The 14,566-nt window shown below is 61.4% G+C and carries 13 protein-coding genes; 8 read left to right on the top strand and 5 right to left on the bottom strand.

Annotated elements, in window-relative coordinates; translation table 11 throughout:
• Positions 1-9: 9 nt before the first annotated feature.
• The 5 genes from rarD to HU724_RS25865 all read right to left on the bottom strand — a co-directional run bounded on the left by rarD (position 10) and on the right by HU724_RS25865 (position 5,897).
• A complete protein-coding gene (gene rarD, locus HU724_RS25885) occupies positions 10-897 on the bottom strand; it encodes an EamA family transporter RarD (protein ID WP_186568909.1) in 888 nt (295 codons plus the stop codon).
• Positions 898-1,101: 204 nt separating this feature from the next.
• Complete coding sequence (locus HU724_RS25880; RefSeq protein WP_016772856.1) at positions 1,102-2,076, bottom strand: serine/threonine protein kinase; 975 nt, start codon at positions 2,074-2,076, stop codon at positions 1,102-1,104.
• A gap of 161 nt (positions 2,077-2,237) precedes the next feature.
• Entirely contained in the window at positions 2,238-4,142 is a 1,905-nt protein-coding gene (locus tag HU724_RS25875) for a PhoX family protein (RefSeq protein WP_186568908.1), read from the bottom strand.
• 70 nt (positions 4,143-4,212) lie between these two features.
• Positions 4,213-4,977 carry a TOBE domain-containing protein gene (locus HU724_RS25870; protein WP_186568907.1) on the bottom strand — a complete coding sequence of 255 codons (765 nt, stop codon included), beginning with the start codon at positions 4,975-4,977 and terminating at the stop codon, positions 4,213-4,215.
• A 185-nt stretch (positions 4,978-5,162) separates the two neighbouring features.
• Positions 5,163-5,897 carry a ComFC family protein gene (locus HU724_RS25865; protein WP_186568906.1) on the bottom strand — a complete coding sequence of 245 codons (735 nt, stop codon included), beginning with the start codon at positions 5,895-5,897 and terminating at the stop codon, positions 5,163-5,165.
• 91 nt (positions 5,898-5,988) lie between these two features.
• On the opposite strand from HU724_RS25865, the gene bioB reads away from it, so the two are divergent.
• From bioB to HU724_RS25825, 8 genes are all read left to right on the top strand, one after another.
• Entirely contained in the window at positions 5,989-7,044 is a 1,056-nt protein-coding gene (gene bioB / locus HU724_RS25860) for a biotin synthase BioB (protein WP_016772860.1), read from the top strand.
• 160 nt (positions 7,045-7,204) lie between these two features.
• Entirely contained in the window at positions 7,205-8,383 is a 1,179-nt protein-coding gene (gene bioF / locus HU724_RS25855; protein ID WP_186568905.1) for an 8-amino-7-oxononanoate synthase, read from the top strand.
• A complete protein-coding gene (locus tag HU724_RS25850; protein ID WP_186568904.1) occupies positions 8,376-9,107 on the top strand; it encodes an alpha/beta fold hydrolase in 732 nt (243 codons plus the stop codon). The genes bioF and HU724_RS25850 overlap by 8 nt, the downstream gene beginning before the upstream one ends.
• The gene (gene bioC / locus HU724_RS25845; RefSeq protein WP_186568903.1) at positions 9,100-9,909 is read left to right on the top strand and encodes a malonyl-ACP O-methyltransferase BioC; all 810 of its coding nucleotides are present in this window, start codon (positions 9,100-9,102) and stop codon (positions 9,907-9,909) included. Before HU724_RS25850 ends, bioC begins: the two co-directional genes overlap by 8 nt.
• Positions 9,906-10,586 carry a dethiobiotin synthase gene (bioD, locus tag HU724_RS25840; RefSeq protein WP_016772864.1) on the top strand — a complete coding sequence of 227 codons (681 nt, stop codon included), beginning with the start codon at positions 9,906-9,908 and terminating at the stop codon, positions 10,584-10,586. Before bioC ends, bioD begins: the two co-directional genes overlap by 4 nt.
• Before the next feature lie 108 nt (positions 10,587-10,694).
• Positions 10,695-10,991, top strand: coding sequence for a pyrroloquinoline quinone biosynthesis protein PqqE (locus HU724_RS25835; RefSeq protein ID WP_122506068.1), 297 nt, complete (start codon positions 10,695-10,697; stop codon positions 10,989-10,991).
• A gap of 274 nt (positions 10,992-11,265) precedes the next feature.
• Positions 11,266-13,071, top strand: a complete 1,806-nt coding sequence (locus HU724_RS25830; RefSeq protein WP_024014564.1) for a phenylacyl-CoA dehydrogenase — start codon at positions 11,266-11,268, stop codon at positions 13,069-13,071.
• Positions 13,072-13,262: 191 nt separating this feature from the next.
• On the top strand, positions 13,263-14,552 hold the full coding sequence (locus HU724_RS25825) for a GGDEF domain-containing protein (RefSeq protein WP_039757672.1): 1,290 nt from the start codon (positions 13,263-13,265) through the stop codon (positions 14,550-14,552).
• Positions 14,553-14,566 lie beyond the last annotated feature (14 nt).

Genomic DNA, 14,566 nt, shown 5'->3' with positions numbered 1-14,566 from the left:
GTTTTTTGATCAGGCGCGCCGGCGCAGACTTATCCACGCATCGACGCTGTAGACCGCCAGACCGGCCCAGATAAACATGAACGCGACCAGCGTGCTGGACGACAAATGCTCGCCAAACAGCAGCACGGCTTGCAGCAACACCAGCGTCGGCGCGATGTATTGCAAAAAGCCGATGGTGGTGTAAGGCAAGTGGCGGGTGGCGGCGTTGAAACACACCAGCGGCACCAGCGTCACCGGGCCGGCGGCCACCAACCACCAGGCTTCGGAGGTGGTCCAGAAGGCTGGCTGCACACTCGTCGCAGTCTGATTGAACAGCAACCACGCAATTGCGATCGGCACCAGCATCCAGGTTTCCACTACCAGTCCCGGCAACGCCTTGACCGGCGCCTGCTTGCGGATCAGGCCATAGAAACCGAAGGTCAGCGCCAGCGCCAGCGACACCCACGGCAGACTGCCGACCTGCCACACCTGCTGCGCCACGCCGATGGCAGCCAGCCCGACCGCCATCCACTGCATGCGCCGCAGTCGTTCGCCAAGGATCACCATGCCCAACAGCACGTTGACCAGCGGATTGATGTAGTAACCCAGACTCGCCTCGAGCATGCGACCGTTGTTCACTGACCACACGTAGGTCAGCCAGTTGGCCGCGATCAGCGTGCCGCTCAGAGCCAGAATCGCCAGGCGCTTGGGATTGTCGAGCAACTCGCGCAGCCAGCCCGGGTGTTTCCACACCATCAGCAGCAACGCACCGAACAGCGCCGACCACAGCACCCGGTGGATGATGATCTCGACGGCCGGGACTTCGGCAATGGCTTTGAAATAGATCGGGAACAGGCCCCAGATGATGTAGGCGCTCAGGCCCAGAATGTACCCGCGACGCGGGTTGGCGGCTTGCATGCAGAATCCTTGCTCAGGCAGCTGACAAAGGAGGGATTGTAAGGAGATTTGTCCGCGAATGTCGTAGACCAATGTTCATAGAGTTGTGAACAACGATCTTGTGGGAGCGAGCCTGCTCGCGAAGGCGGTCTGACATTCAACATCGATGTTGCCTGAAATGACGCCTTCGCGAGCAGGCTCGCTCCCACAGGTTTCAGGTTTGTATCAGAAAAGCTTCAGCGGTTCTTCATTCAGTGCCGACAACTGTTCACGCAATGCCAGCACCTGATCGCCCCAGTACCGTTCCGTGCCGAACCACGGAAAGCTGTGCGGGAATGCCGGGTCGTCCCAGCGCCGCGCCAGCCAAGCGCTGTAGTGCATCAGGCGCAGGGCGCGCAACGGTTCGATCAGCGCCAGCTCGCGCGGGTCGAAATCATGGAATTCGTTGTAGCCGTCCATCAATTCCGATAGCTGTCCCAGACACTCCTGGCGATCGCCGGCGAGCATCATCCAGATATCTTGCACCGCCGGGCCCATGCGGCAGTCGTCGAGGTCGACGATGTGGAACATCTCGTCGCGGCACATCATGTTGCCGGGGTGGCAGTCGCCGTGCATGCGGATGTTCTGGTGCGGCGTGGCAGCGTAGACATCTTCGACGCGTTTGAGCAGGTCGCGGGCAACCGACTCGTAAGCCGGCAGCAGGCTCTTGGGAATGAAATTGCCTTCGAGCAGGGTGTTCAGCGAGGCATGGCCGAAGTTCTGCACGGCGAGGGCTTCGCGGTGCTCGAACGGCTTGGTGCCGCCCACTGCATGCATGCGCCCGAGCAACTGGCCGAGGCGATAGAGTTGATCAAGATTGCCCGGCTCTGGCGCCCGACCACCCCGGCGCGGGAACAGGGTGAAGCGAAAACCGGCGTGCTCATGCAGGGTTTCGCCGTTGTGGATCAGCGGCGCTACCACCGGGATGTCGATGTCGGCCAGTTCGAAGGTGAACTGGTGCTCTTCGAGAATGGCCTCGTTGGTCCAGCGCTGCGGACGATAGAACTTGGCAATCAGCGGCTCGGAGTCTTCGATACCGACCTGATACACACGGTTTTCGTAGCTGTTGAGCGCCAGAATGCGCGCGTCGCTGAGGAAACCGATGCTTTCAACGGCATCCAGGACGAGATCGGGGGTGAGGGTTTCAAACGGGTGGGCCATGCTGACTCCTGCGCGCAGCAGGCTGCTGCGTCCGGCTCGGCATGGTAGCGCAGATGGCGGCGCGAAGGGTGTTGGTGTCTGCCCGGGCCTCTTCGCGAGCAGGCTCGCTCCCACCTTGGAATACGATTCCCTGTGGGAGCGAGCCTGCTCGCGAAAGCGGTTTATGAGGCGCCGACGATTCCACCATCCTCGCGAGTAATCGCCATCACCGAAGACCTTGGCTTGCCATTGGGCAGATGCTCGGGAAAGGTCGAACCGCCGTTCTCGCCCGGATGCTGAATCCCGACAAACAGGGTTTTCTGATCCGGCGAGAAGCTGATCCCGGTCACTTCGCAACCCACCGGCCCGACCATGAAACGGCGAATCTCACCGGTCGCAGGATCGGCGCAGAGCATCTGGTTGTTGCCCATCCCGGCGAAGTCGCCAGCGTTGCTCGAGTCACCATCGGTGAGAATCCACAGGCGTCCGGCCTTGTCGAAACCCAGACCGTCGGGGCTGTTGAACATGTTCTGCGGGGTGATGTTGGATGAGCCACCCTTCGGCGTCCCGGCATGCACGCCCGGATTGCCGGCGACCACAAACAGATCCCAGGCAAACGTCTTCGAGGCGTGATCGTTGCGGTCGGTACGCCAGCGCAGAATCTGCCCGTAGACGTTCTTCTCGCGCGGGTTTGGACCGCCCACCGGTTGCCCGTCTTCACCGCGCTTGGCGTTGTTGGTCAGGGTGCAATAAACCTGGCCGTCCTTGGGGCTGACGACGATCCACTCCGGACGGTCCATGCGTGTTGCGCCAACCACGCTGGCGGCAAGGCGCGCGTGGATCAGCACTTGCGCCTGATCGGCAAACCCGCTACTGGCGTCGATGCCGTTCTTGCCGTGGGTCAGTTCGATCCACTGGCCCTGGCCTTTCGGGTGATCAGGGTTGCCGTCGCCGGCGTCGAACTTGGCCACATACAAAGTGCCGTGATCGAGGATGTCGCGGTTGGCTTTCTGATTGCGATGGTTGATGCGATCGCGGCTGACGAATTTGTAGATGAACTCGCCACGCTCGTCGTCGCCCATGTACACCACAGCGCGACCATCGTCGGTCTCGGCCAGCGCGGCGTTTTCATGTTTGAAGCGGCCCAGCGCGGTGCGTTTGACCGGAGTCGATTGCGGATCGAATGGGTCGATCTCGACCACCCAGCCGTGACGGTTGAGCTCGTTGGGGTTCTTGGCCATGTCGAAGCGCGGGTCGTGCGGGTGCCAGTTGATGTCTTTGCTGCTGGCGACAACGCCGTAGCGCTTTTGCGCGGCATCGAACTGCTGCTGGGCGTTGCTGCTGCCGAAGCAGTCGGTGAAGTTTTCTTCGCAGGTCAGGTAGGTGCCCCACGGCGTCTTGCCGTTGGCGCAGTTCTGGAAGGTGCCGAGAACTTTTTTGCCGTGCTTGTCGGCAGCGGTTTTCATCAAGTCGTGGCCGCGGGCCGGACCGCTGATGCGCAGCGGCGAGTTGCCGTGGATGCGACGGTTGTAGCGCGAGCCTTGGACGAATTGCCACTGGCCGTTCTTGCGCTGCACTTCGATCACCGACACGCCTTCGCAGGCCAATGCCTTGCGCACATCCTCAGCCGACTGCGGCATGCCGCCATGCGGATACAGGTAGCGATAGTTGGTGTATTCGTTGTTGATCGCCATCAGCGCGCGGTTCTTGTCGTCCGGGAAGGCGAACAGGCTCATGCCATCGTTGTTGTCGCCGAACTGCACTTCCTGCGCGGCAGCGGTGCCGTTACCGCTTGGATCGAAGGCCGGGCCGTTCTTGTGCAACGGCTGGCCCCAACTGATCAGCACCGAAGACTTGTAGCCCTTGGGCAGGCTGATGGCGTCGGTGGTCGCCGCCGGGATGCTCTCGAAGCCGAGCAGGCGGCTGTTGCCGGCGCTGACGCTGGCGGCCATGACGCTGCGGCTCAGCAGGTTGCCGCCGAGGAACATCGCCGCGCCGCACAAGGCACCGGCGCTGATGAAACCGCGACGGCTGAGGCCGACCATTTTTTCCAGATCAGTGGATTGGTTTTCTTCTAATAGGCTCACATCAGGCTCCCTGCTTGGTTATGGGCAACACCTTAATGCGGGTCGATGACGCTTTTGTGGCAGGGACAAATCAGAGCGGCGTGCCGATCAGCACGTTGGACGGCGCGCATTGCACCTGCACCGCAGACCCCACGCCGAGTTGCTGGTTGCGCAAGTGCAGCGGTTCGGCCAAGGCGCAGAGAGTGTGGCCGTTGGGCAGGGAAATGCGCACTTCGCTGGGGCCATCCTCGGCATCGAGGATGGCTTCGATGGTGCCGCGCAGGACATTGTGTCCGGGCGTTGCCGACTGATCGGCGCCGAGCAACTCAAGCCAGCCAGCCTTGATCAGCGCCATCACTTCGGTACCGATCTGCAATTCCAGATGCACGGTGCTGTCGTGGGTGATCTGTGCCTCCAGAGCAATGCCTTCTGCCAGTTCGAGGCGGATCAGATCGTTGCGCCCCTGCGCCTGAATCGCTGCCACCGTGCCATGCAGCTGATTGCGCGCGCTGGTCCTGAGCATCAGCCGCCCGAGCAGGTCGAGATCGCTGGCGTCTTCCGCCGCTTCCAGCACCTGCGCCTGCAACGCCTGCAATTTCTGATACAGGCGCAGCACCCGCTCGCCCTCGCTGGACAGTCTGGCGCCTCCGCCACCCTTGCCGCCCACCACGCGCTCGACCAAGGGTTTCTGCGCCAGGTTGTTCAACTCATCGATCGCATCCCATGCCGCCTTGTAACTGAGCCCCGCGCTCTTCGCCGCACGGGTGATCGAACCCTGCTCGGCGATGTGTTGCAGCAGGGCAATGCGCTGCGGACGGCGGACGATGTGCTGGGACAGCAGGGTGGGCAGGGACATGGCAGAACGCTTCGGGCTCGGGCGATGAGATGGACGTTGGCCACTTGCAACGCGCGAGTCAAGCCTGACGCCGAGCCCCTGTGGGAGCGAGCCTGCTCGCGAAAGCGGTTTGACCAACCACAGCTTTGTTGAATGTGACGCCCATTCGCGAGCAGGCTCGCTCCCACATGAGATCTGTATTCGCTTCAGGTACCGGGCTTCGGCGTCCGGGCCAGGCAATACACATCAACCCGCGCTGCACCTGCATTCATCAACAACCGCGCCAGCGCCTGAGCGGTCGCGCCCGTGGTCAGAACATCATCCACCAGCGCGAAATGGCGGCCGCTTGCCTCTGCATCAGGCGCCAGCGCAAATGCATTGCGCAAATTGCGTTTGCGCGCCTTGGCGTCGAGATCCTGTTGGGCGTCGGTGTCCATGACTCGCCGCAGCACCTGTTCTTCACAGGGCAAATCCAGCGACACACTCAACCAGCGCGCGAGCATCGCCGCTTGATTGAATCCGCGCCGACGCAGGCGTTTATTCGCCAACGGCACCGGTAGCAACACATCGGGTCGCGGCAAGTCTTCGGCGAAGCGATGCTGCAGGTATTGGCCGAGAACATCGGCGAGCAGGTGACCAAACGGCCATTTTGCGTTGTGTTTAAAGCGTGTAATCAGACTGTCCACGGGGAAGCCATAAACCCAGGGCACGGCGACCTGCTCGAAGGCCGGAGGCTCTAGCAGGCACTCGCCGCAAGTCAGGCCATCCGCCGCCAGCGGCAAAGCGCAGCTCTGACAATGGCTGCCGAGCCAGGGCAATTCGGTTTCGCAGGCCTCGCACATTGGCATTTGTGCTTCTGCGGGCTCATCGCACAGCAAACAGGTCTGTACGTTTTTTAAACAGATGTAAACCTGCCCTTGGTATTGCGGTTGACAGCGCATCGCTCTTCCTTAAATATGCCGAACATCCGTGTAGCGCCTGTGGATATTCCATTTTCCCCGGCGCCAGCCAAGCATAACCAAGGAATTGCCCATGAGCGCGAGCACCACTGCCACCCTGCGTCACGATTGGTCTCTGGCCGAAGTCAAAGCACTCTTCGTACAGCCATTCAACGACTTGCTGTTCCAGGCGCAAACGGTGCACCGCGCACATTTCAACGCCAACCGCGTGCAGGTCTCGACACTGCTGTCGATCAAGACCGGCGCCTGCCCGGAAGACTGCAAGTACTGCCCGCAGTCCGGGCACTACAACACCGGTCTGGAAAAAGAAAAGCTGATGGAAGTGCAGAAGGTCCTCGAAGAGGCGGCCCGCGCCAAGGCCATTGGTTCGACGCGATTCTGCATGGGCGCGGCGTGGAAACATCCATCCGCCAAAGACATGCCGTATGTGTTGAAGATGGTTGAAGGGGTGAAAGCCCTCGGCCTGGAAACCTGCATGACCCTCGGCCGTCTCGATCAGGAGCAGACCGAAGCGCTGGCCAAGGCCGGTCTGGATTACTACAACCACAACCTCGACACCTCGCCGGAGTTCTACGGCAGCATCATCACCACCCGCACTTACAGCGAGCGTCTGCAGACGCTGGCCTACGTGCGTGAGTCGGGGATGAAAATCTGCTCCGGCGGCATCCTCGGCATGGGCGAATCGCTGGACGATCGCGCCAATCTGCTGATCCAGCTGGCCAACCTGCCGGAGCACCCGGAGTCGGTGCCAATCAACATGCTGGTAAAAGTCGCCGGCACGCCGCTGGAAAACGCCGAAGACATCGACCCGTTCGACTTCATCCGCATGCTCGCCGTGGCGCGCATCCTCATGCCGCAATCCCACGTGCGCCTGTCCGCCGGTCGCGAAGCGATGAACGAGCAGATGCAGGCCCTGGCATTTTTCGCCGGCGCCAACTCGATTTTCTACGGCGACAAATTGCTCACCACCGCCAACCCGCAGGCGGACAAGGACATGCAGTTGTTCGCCCGCCTCGGTATCCAGCCGGAGGCCCGCGAGGAGCATTCCGATGAGGTTCATCAAGCTGCGATCGAGCAGGCACTGGTGGAGCAGAAGAGTAGCGAGCAGTTCTACAACGCTGCGGTGTAATAAACCGCGCGGATTGCCCTGAAGAAATGCAAAACCCCTGTGGGAGCGAGCCTGCTCGCGAAAGCGGTTTGGCCGCCAACATCCCTGTTGGATGTGACGCCCATTCGCGAGCAGGCTCGCTCCCACAAGGGATCTGTGTCATTTGAAAATCGAGGCCTGCATGTCTTTCGATCTCGCCGCACGCCTTGCTGCCCGCCGTGCCGACAACCTCTATCGCCAACGCCCGCTGCTCGAATCGCCGCAAGGCCCGCAAGTTGTGGTCGATGGTCAACCACTGCTCGCTTTCTGCAACAACGACTATCTGGGCCTGGCCAATCATCCGCAAGTGATCGAAGCCTGGCGCGCCGGTGCCGAGCGCTGGGGTGTCGGCGGTGGCGCGTCGCATCTGGTGATCGGCCACAGCAGCCCGCATCACGCGCTGGAAGAAGCACTCGCCGATCTGACCGGACGCCCACGTGCGCTGCTGTTCACCACCGGCTACATGGCCAACCTCGGCACGGTCACGGCGCTGGTCGGGCAGGGCGATACGGTGCTGGAAGACCGGCTCAATCACGCCTCGTTGCTGGACGCGGGCCTGTTGTCCGGCGCGCGTTTCAACCGCTATCTGCACAACGACGCCGAGAGTCTGGCCAAGCGCCTGGAGAAAGCCACTGGCAATACACTGGTGGTTACCGATGGCGTGTTCAGCATGGACGGTGATATTGCCGACCTGCCGGCGCTGGCCCGCGAGGCCAAGGCCAGAGGCGCGTGGCTGATGGTCGACGACGCGCATGGCTTCGGTCCGCTGGGCGCCAACGGTGGCGGCAGCGTCGAGCATTTCGGTTTGAATCAGGACGATGTGCCGGTGCTGGTCGGTACGCTCGGCAAAGCCTTCGGCACCGCCGGGGCCTTTGTCGCCGGCAGCGAAGAGTTGATCGAAAGCCTGATCCAGTTCGCCCGCCCGTACATCTACACCACCAGCCAACCACCGGCGCTGGCCTGCGCGACGCTGAAAAGCCTCGAGCTGTTGCGCAGCGAACACTGGCGCCGTGAACACTTGCAGACGCTGATTCGCCAGTTCCGCCACGGCGCCGAGCAGATCGGACTGGAACTGATGGACAGCTTCACGCCGATCCAGCCGATCATGATCGGCGATGCCGGGCGCGCCGTGCGGTTGTCGCAGATGCTGCGCGAGCGCGGGCTGATGGTCACTGCGATTCGCCCGCCAACCGTGCCGGCCGGCAGCGCGCGGTTGCGCGTAACGCTGACCGCCGCCCACAGCGAGGCGCAGGTGCAACTGTTGCTGGAAGGGTTGGCAGATTGTTTTGCCCGATTGTCATTGGAGCCAGGCCATGCGTAATCGTCTGATCCTGCTGCCCGGCTGGGGCCTCGGCGTATCGCCGCTGGAACCGCTGGCCGCAGCATTGCGTGGCCTCGACGAACATCTGCAAGTCGAGATCGAACCGCTGCCGGAGCTGGATTCCGCTGACCTTAAAGACTGGCTCGACGAACTCGATGCGCGCATTCCACAGGAAGTCTGGCTTGGTGGCTGGTCGCTGGGCGGCATGCTCGCCTCTGAGTTGGCGGCACGACGCGGTGAGGCGTGCTGCGGGCTGCTCACGCTGGCGAGCAACCCTGCGTTTGTCGCCCATGAACAGTGGCCGAGCGCGATGCCTGGCGAGACGTTCGATGCGTTTCTTGCCGGTTGCCAGGCCGATCCGCGTACCACGCTCAAGCGCTTCGCTCTGCTATGTGCGCAAGGTTCACCAGACCCGCGCGGCTTGTCGCGCTTGCTGCTCGGTGGCGCGCCAGCCATCGCGCCGGCCGCGCTGATGGCGGGTCTGGAGCTCCTTGCGCAACTGGACACACGCCAGGCGTTGCAGGGGTTTCGCGGCCCGCAGTTTCATCTGTTCGGCGGACAGGACGCGCTGGTCCCGGCGGAAGCGGCCGGTGCATTGTTCGCGCTGTTGCCGGATATCGAAATTGGTCTGATCGAACAGGCCAGCCATGCTTTTCTGCTGGACGACCCGCACGGAGTCGCGGGCGCGATCCAGGCTTTTCTTCATGAGTGCGCTGATGACTGACCTGTCCCTTGTGCTGCCTGGGGGCTTGCCCGACAAGCGCCAGGTGGCGGCGTCTTTTTCCCGTGCTGCGGCCAGTTACGATAGCGTCGCCGAGTTTCAGCGTGACGTCGGCACGCAGCTGCTTGCGCGTTTGCCTGGGAGTTTCATGCCGTCGCGGTGGCTCGATCTCGGTTGCGGCACCGGCTATTTCAGCCGGGCGCTGGCCTCGCGTTTCACCCAGGGCAGCGGTGTCGCGCTGGACATCGCCGAGGGCATGCTTGATCACGCACGGCCGCTGGGTGGCGCTGAGCATTTCATTGCTGGCGATGCCGAACGGCTGCCGTTGCAGGATGCGAGCGTCGATCTGATTTTCTCCAGCCTCGCGGTGCAGTGGTGCGCCGACTTCGAGGCGGTGCTCAGCGAAGCCTTGCGCGTGCTGAAACCGGGCGGGATTTTTACCTTTGCTAGTCTGTGTACAGGAACGTTGTTCGAGTTGCGTGAGAGTTGGCAGCAGGTCGACGGGTTGGTGCACGTCAATCGCTTCCGCGAGTTCGCCCGCTATGAACAGTTATGTGCCGGCAGTGGCATGCGCATTTTGGCGCTGGAGAATCAGCCGCACGTGTTGCATTACCCGGATGTGCGCAGCCTGACTCACGAGCTGAAGGCGCTGGGTGCACACAATCTGAATCCCGGGCGGCCGGGCGGTTTGACCGGACGGGCGCGGATTCTCGGGCTGATCGACGCGTATGAGCGCTTCCGTCAGGTGTCGGGGCTGCCGGCAACGTATCAGGTGGTGTACGCCGTGTTGGAGAAACCTCTATGAGCGCAGCCTATTTCATCACCGGTACCGACACCGATGTCGGCAAGACCACCGTCGCTGCCGGATTGCTCCATGCAGCGCGCTCGGCAGGCTTGAGCACGGCGGCGGGTAAGCCGGTGGCATCAGGTTGCGACGTCACGCCCAAAGGCTTGCGTAATTCCGATGCCTTGGCGCTGCTGGCCGAATGTTCGTTGCCGCTGACTTATCAACAGGTCAACCCGGTGGCGTTCGAGCCAGCGATCGCTCCCCATCTGGCGGCGCGCGAAGCAGGTGTGGCGCTGACGGTGCAATCGCTGCTGGCGCCGATGCGCGGGATTCTGGCGATGAACGCCGATTTCACCCTGATCGAAGGCGCGGGCGGCTGGCGGGTGCCGTTGGCCGATCAGGACAATCTCTCGGACTTGGCGATTGCGCTGAAGCTGCCGGTGATTCTGGTGGTGGGCGTGAGGCTGGGGTGCATCAGTCATGCGTTGCTGACCGCCGAGGCGATTGCTCGCGACGGTCTGCAGTTGGCGGGTTGGGTGGCGAATATCATCGATCCGAAAACCTCTCGGCTGGAGGAAAACTTAGCGACGCTCGCCGAACGCATACCCGCGCCGTGCCTGGGCCGGGTGCCGAAACTCAAAGCGTTGAGCGCCGAAGCGGTCGCCGAGCATCTGCAACTGGATCTGCTCGACTAAGTTTTTCACTATGAACAGGCACTGTGCCATTAGTGTTTTTGACGGGTGTTTTGCTGGCGCGTCTGCTTCAATGGCGACCATTGATCCTTTGCAAGGATGAGAGCGACTATGGAAATCTCAGGTAACACAGCTTTTTATGCGGGGCTGAGCTCGATTCAGTCCGGGCAGAACCGCGTCGATCAGGCTGCCAGTCAGATCGCCAATAACACTATCGAACGTTCGGTGACCAGCCAGTCGTCCGAAGTGCAGGTCAATCGCCTGCGCGGTGTGGATCGCGCACAAGAATCGGATCTGGCGAGCAATATCGTCGAGCAGTCGCAGGGCAAGATCCAGGCAGAGCTGGGTGTGAAGGTGGCCAAGGCGTCCGACGAAGTGCTCGGGACGATCATCGATACCTTCGCCTGATCGAATTTGTTGTAGACCCAGAAACGCCGCGCCTTGTCGCGGCGTTTTTCGTTTAAGTCCTTCTTGCTCAACTAATCTTTTTACAACGCCCGTGGCTTGCGTGAAGTCGCGGAGATTTCTCGTTTCCGGCATTTGGAGAACGTGATGACGAACGGCAAAAGAACGATGCTTGACAAGATTTCGGCGTAAACGTATGTTTCAAACAACTGTTTGACCGTCACAACAACTCAACACGGTCGTTCATTCCCGGTTACATCAGCAGAGGTTTATCGCTATGCCTGACTACAAGGCCCCCTTGCGTGATATTCGCTTCGTTCGTGACGAGCTGCTCGGCTATGAAGCGCACTATCAGAGCCTGCCAGCGTGCGCAGACGCCACGCCGGACATGGTTGACGCCATCCTCGAGGAAGGCGCCAAGTTTTGTGAGCAGGTACTGGCGCCGCTGAACCGCGTGGGCGACATCGAAGGTTGCACCTGGAGCGAGTCCGGCGTGAAAACCCCGACTGGCTTCAAAGAGGCGTACAAGCAATTCGTCGAAGGCGGCTGGCCAAGCCTGGCCCACGACGTTGAGCACGGCGGTCAGGGTCTGCCTGAGTCGCTGGGCTTGGCGGTGAGCGAAATGGTCGGCGAAGCCAACTGGTCGTGGGGCATGTACCCAGGCCTGTCGCACGGTGCGATGAACACCATCTCCGAGCACGGCACCCCTGAGCAGCAGGAAGCCTATCTGACCAAACTGGTCTCCGGCGAATGGACCGGCACCATGTGCCTGACCGAACCGCACTGCGGCACCGATCTGGGCATGCTGCGTACCAAGGCCGAACCTCAGGCCGACGGTTCCTACAAAGTTTCCGGCACCAAGATCTTCATCTCGGCCGGTGAACACGACATGGCGGACAACATCGTCCACATCGTACTGGCGCGTCTGCCGGATGCTCCGGCTGGCACCAAAGGCATCTCGCTGTTCATCGTTCCAAAGTTCCTGCCAAACGCCGATGGCACCATTGGCGCGCGCAATGCCGTGAGCTGCGGTTCGCTGGAACACAAGATGGGCATCCACGGCAACGCCACTTGCGTGATGAACTTCGACGGCGCCACCGGTTACCTGATCGGCCCGGCGAACAAAGGCCTGAACTGCATGTTCACCTTTATGAACACCGCTCGCCTCGGTACCGCACTGCAAGGTCTGGCTCACGCCGAAATCGGCTTCCAGGGCGGTCTGAAATACGCTCGTGATCGCCTGCAAATGCGCTCGCTGACTGGCCCGAAAGCGCCGGACAAGGCCGCTGACCCGATCATCGTCCACCCGGACGTGCGCCGCATGCTGTTGACCATGAAGGCGTTCGCCGAAGGCAACCGCGCGATGGTCTACTTCACTGCGAAGCAGGTCGACATCGTCAAGTACGGCGTCGATGAAGAAGAGAAGAAGAAGGCCGACGCACTGCTGGCATTCATGACCCCGATCGCCAAAGCGTTCATGACCGAAGTCGGTTTTGAAGCCGCCAACCACGGCGTGCAGATCTACGGCGGCCACGGCTTCATCGCCGAGTGGGGCATGGAGCAGAACGTTCGCGACAGCCGCATTTCGATGCTGTACGAAGGCACCACCGGCATTCAGGCTCTGGACCTGCTCGGCCGTAAAGTGCTGATGACTCAAGGCGAAGCTCTGAAAGGCTTCACCAAGATCGTCCACAAGTTCTGCCAGACCAACGAGGGCAACGAAGCCGTCCAGGAATTCGTCGCGCCGCTGGCTGCACTGAACAAGGAATGGGGCGAGCTGACCATGAAGGTCGGTATGGCTGCCATGAAAGACCGCGAAGAAGTCGGCGCGGCCTCCGTGGACTACCTGATGTACTCCGGTTATGCCTGCCTGGCCTACTTCTGGGCGGACATGGCACGTCTGGCTGCGGAAAAACTGGCCGCCGGTACCAGCGACGAGGCGTTCTACACCGCCAAGCTGCAAACCGCGCGCTTCTACTTCCAGCGCATCCTGCCGCGTACCCGTACGCACGTGGCCACTATGCTGTCGGGTGCTGGCAACCTGATGGACATGAAAGAAGAAGACTTCGCGCTGGGCTACTAAGCCTTAGCGCAGTCTGAGGAAAACCGCTGCTCCCATTAGGGGGCAGCGGTTTTTTTGTTTGCGGATCGCTCAGATAGTAGAGCTTCCGGCCGTTATAGAGACCGTGTGTGATCTGGATCACATTGTATGGGCTTGGCCGCACTTTGCAGGCACAATGCCATCTCTTTGCTATGACGGGTCGGAGCTTACCCTTGCCGCGTTCTTCCGCTGTACGTTTCAGCCATTTCCTGCCATCACTGCTGTTGTTGCTTGCGGGGTTGGCGGCTGCGTACGTCAAAGACCTCAGCGTGTTTTTCACGTCGCTATTCAACGTTCTGCCGACATTGGTTCTGCTCCTCGGTGGGGCGTACTGCGCGGTGTATCGGCGTCAGCGCGAACTGTTTCTGATGCTGACGGTGTACATCGCCTACTTTTTGCTGGACACCCAGACCGATTTCTACCGCGACAACGGCAAGGTTCGCGAAGATGCTGCAGTGGTGTTTCATCTGGTCTGCCTGCTGCTGCCGTTGTTGTTCGGGCTGTTCGCCGCATGGCAGGAACGTACGCATCTGTTCCAAGACATGGTCGCGCGCTTTGCCGTGCTGCTGGCATTTGGCAGCGTGGCGCTAGGGCTGGAACAAAGTTACCCACAGGCGCTACTGCTGTGGCTGTCGGAGATCCGCTGGCCGGCGCTGCATGGCGCATGGATGAGCCTGATCCAGTTGTCCTATCCGGTGTTCATCTCGGCCTTCTTGCTTCTGGCCTGGCAATACTGGCGCAACCCGCGTCCGTTGCACGCGGCGCAACTGGTCGGCTTGCTCGGGGTCTTCTGGATGTTGCCGAAGACTTTCATTCTGCCGTTCACCCTGAACATCATGTGCAGCCAGGTGATGCTGATGATCGCCGCGGCGGTTGCACATGAGGCCTATCAAATGGCCTTCCGCGACGAGCTCACCGGTCTGCCGGGACGTCGCGCGCTCAACGAACGCATGCAGCGTCTGGGGCGCAACTACGTGCTGGCGATGAGCGACGTCGATCACTTCAAGAAATTCAACGACACCCATGGCCATGATGTCGGTGATCAGGTGCTGCGCCTGGTCGCCAGCAAGCTGTCGAAAATCAGCGGTGGCGGTAGGGCGTATCGCTACGGCGGTGAGGAATTTGCTTTGGTCTTCGCAGGCAAAACCCTTGAGGAGTGCATGCCGCACCTGGAAGTGATCCGTGAGTCGATCGCCTCCTACAGCATTCAGTTACGCAACCAGGAAAACCGCCCGCAGGATGATCAGCAAGGTCGCCAGCGCCGTAGCGGTTCCGGGGCTTCAGCGGTGTCGGTGACGGTGAGTATCGGCGTCGCCGAACGTGTCGAGCAACGCACCCCTGAAGAAGTGCTCAAGTCCGCCGACCAGGCGTTGTACAGCGCCAAGGGCGCCGGGCGTAACTGCGTCATGGCATTCGGGCAGAACCGCCGTGGCGCGGTGCGCATGGACGCTGCTGCGGGTTGAGTGATGACGGCGCA

This window comes from Pseudomonas iranensis, assembly GCF_014268585.2.
GTDB lineage: Bacteria > Pseudomonadota > Gammaproteobacteria > Pseudomonadales > Pseudomonadaceae > Aquipseudomonas > Aquipseudomonas iranensis.
Note: the sequence above shows the minus strand (reverse complement) of the source record. Positions and strands in the feature narration are given on the sequence as shown.